Below are 2,937 nucleotides of genomic sequence, written 5' to 3'. Positions count from 1 at the left end.
GGCGCGGAACTGCGTGAGGTGCCGGGCATGTGCGGGGCCGTGGACGGAGGCATCGTGCCCGGTCTCTGGGGCTACGAGGCCGGCCAGTCAGGCGTGGGCGACATTTTTGGCTGGTTCACCAAATACGGCGTCCCGCCCGAATACCACCAGGCTGCAAGAAACGCCGGCCTGGGGATCCACGAGTACCTCACCGAACTGGCCTCCCAGCAGGCCATCGGGGAGCACGGCCTGATCGCACTCGACTGGCACTCGGGCAACCGCTCGGTCCTGGTGGACCACGAGCTCTCCGGCATCGTGGTGGGGCAGACCCTGGCCACCAGGCCGGAGGACACCTACCGCGCGCTGCTGGAAGCCACCGCGTTCGGCACCCGCACCATTGTGGACGCCTTCCGTGACGCCGGTGTCCCGGTCAGGGAATTCATCGTGGCCGGCGGCTTGCTCAAGAACAAACTCCTCATGCAGATCTACGCGGACGCCACCGGCCTGCAGCTGTCCACCATCGGCTCGGAGCAGGGCCCGGCCCTGGGATCGGCGATCCACGCCGCCGTCGCGGCAGGACAGTACGCAGACATCCGGGAAGCTGCCACCGCCATGGGCGCCGAACCCGGCGAGGTCTACACCCCGATCCCGGACAACGTGGCCGCCTATGACGGGTTGTTCCAGGAGTACAAGACGCTGCATGATTACTTCGGCCGCGGCAGCAATGACGTGATGCACCGGCTCAAGGCCATCCAGCGCAAGGCCGCCGGCACGGTTGTCCCTACGTCGGGTTCGCAGGCCGAAACTGCCGTGGAGGTCTCCGCGTGACCGCCGGAACGGGAACCGAAACCGGAATCCTGCAGACTATTGCCCGGATCCGCGAGGAAGTGTGCGCCCTGCACGCCGAGCTGACCCGGTACGGATTGGTGGTGTGGACGGCGGGCAATGTTTCCGCCCGCGTGCCGGGTACCGACCTCATGGTGATCAAGCCCTCCGGTGTTTCCTACCAGGAGCTGACGCCGGAACAAATGATTGTCACCGACCTGCATGGCACTCCGGTGAGGGGTACCAATGTTGGTGGGGGCGGGACCGTCGACTGGGGCAACCCGCCGTTGTCGCCGTCGTCGGACACTGCTGCGCACGCCTATGTCTACCGTCACATGCCCGAAGTGGGCGGCGTGGTGCATACCCACTCCACCTACGCCACCGCCTGGGCCGCCCGTGGTGAGGCCATCCCGTGCGTGCTGACCATGATGGGTGATGAGTTCGGCGGCTCCATTCCGGTGGGTCCCTTCGCGCTGATCGGCGACGACTCGATCGGCCACGGCATCGTGGAGACGCTGAAGAACTCCAGCTCGCCGGCGGTGCTGATGCAGAACCACGGCCCGTTCACCATTGGCAAGGATGCCCGGTCCGCCGTGAAGGCGGCCGTGATGTGCGAGGAAGTGGCCCGCACCGTCCATATCTCCCGGCAGCTCGGTGAGCCTCTGCCCATCGACCAGGGCCACATTGACTCCCTCTACGCCCGCTATCAGAACGTCTACGGCCAATGAAAACTTTTCAGGAGAACCCATGAATACCGCAGCAAACACCTCCCTCGACGGCTACGAAGTCTGGTTCCTCACCGGCAGCCAGCACCTCTACGGCGAGGAAGTCCTCAAGCAGGTGGCGGCCCAGTCGCAGGAGATCGCCAACCAGCTCAATGCCTCGTCCGCCGTCCCCGTGCGGATCGTGTGGAAGCCTGTGCTGACCGACTCTGACGCCATCCGCCGCACCGCGCTGGAGGCGAACTCGGATGATTCCGTGATCGGCGTGACGGCGTGGATGCACACCTTCAGTCCAGCCAAAATGTGGATCTCCGGCCTGGACCTGCTGCGCAAGCCCCTGCTGCACCTGCACACCCAGGCCAACCGCGACCTGCCCTGGGCGGACATCGACTTCGACTTCATGAACCTGAACCAGGCCGCCCACGGCGACCGCGAGTTCGGGTACATCCAGTCCCGTCTGGGCATTGCCCGGAAGACCGTCGTCGGCCACGTTTCCAACCCCGAGGTGGCCCGCCAGGTGGGCACCTGGCAGCGGGCCGCGGCCGGCTGGGCCGCCGTCCGGACCCTGAAGCTCACCCGCTTCGGCGACAACATGCGCAACGTCGCCGTCACCGAAGGAGACAAGACCGAGGCTGAGCTGCGGTTCGGCGTCGCGGTCAACACCTGGTCCGTCAACGAGCTCGCCGACGCCGTCCACGGCGCTGCAGAGTCCGACGTCGACGCCCTGGTGGCGGAGTACGAGGACCTGTATGACGTGGTGCCGGAACTCCGCGCAGGCGCGGCACGGCATGAATCGCTGCGCTACGGCGCCCGGATCGAACTGGGGCTGCGCAGCTTCCTGGAAGCCAACGGCTCCGCCGCCTTCACCACCTCCTTCGAGGACCTTGGCGCGCTCCGCCAGCTGCCCGGCCTGGCCGTGCAGCGGCTCATGGCCGCCGGGTACGGGTTCGGTGCCGAGGGCGACTGGAAGACCGCCATCCTGGTCCGTGCCGCCAAGGTGATGGGCGCAGGCCTTCCCGGCGGCGCCTCCCTGATGGAGGACTACACCTACCACCTGGAACCCGGCTCGGAAAAGATCCTCGGAGCGCACATGCTCGAAGTCTGCCCCTCCCTGACCGCTGCAAAGCCGCGGCTGGAAATCCACCCGCTGGGCATCGGCGGCAAGGAAGACCCCGTCCGCCTGGTGTTCGACGCCGACGCCTCGGTTGGCGTCGTCGTCGCCCTGTCCGACATGCGCGACCGCTTCCGCCTGGTGGCCAACGCCGTCGACGTCGTTCCCCTGGACCAGCCCCTGCCCAACCTCCCCGTGGCCCGCGCCCTGTGGGAACCGAAGCCGGACTTCGCCACCTCCGCCGCGGCGTGGCTCACCGCCGGCGCGGCCCACCACACCGTGCTTTCCACCCAGGTGGGC

The 2,937-nt window shown here is 67.3% G+C and carries 3 protein-coding genes; all 3 read left to right on the top strand.

Annotated features, from left to right (window positions below; translation table 11 throughout):
• The coding region (locus J2X98_RS22100) for an FGGY-family carbohydrate kinase (RefSeq protein ID WP_307312656.1) at window positions 1-807 on the top strand (807 nt) is incomplete at its 5' end.
• Complete coding sequence (locus J2X98_RS22095; protein ID WP_141943555.1) at window positions 804-1,532, top strand: L-ribulose-5-phosphate 4-epimerase; 729 nt, start codon at window positions 804-806, stop codon at window positions 1,530-1,532. The genes J2X98_RS22100 and J2X98_RS22095, both read left to right, overlap by 4 nt.
• A 19-nt stretch (window positions 1,533-1,551) precedes the next feature.
• Window positions 1,552-2,937, top strand: a 1,386-nt coding sequence (gene araA / locus J2X98_RS22090) for an L-arabinose isomerase (protein WP_307312654.1), incomplete at its 3' end; no start/stop codon positions are given.

The organism is Pseudarthrobacter enclensis (assembly GCF_030811655.1).
GTDB classification, from domain to species: Bacteria; Actinomycetota; Actinomycetes; order Actinomycetales; family Micrococcaceae; genus Arthrobacter; species Arthrobacter enclensis_A.
Note: the sequence above shows the minus strand (reverse complement) of the source record. Positions and strands in the feature narration are given on the sequence as shown.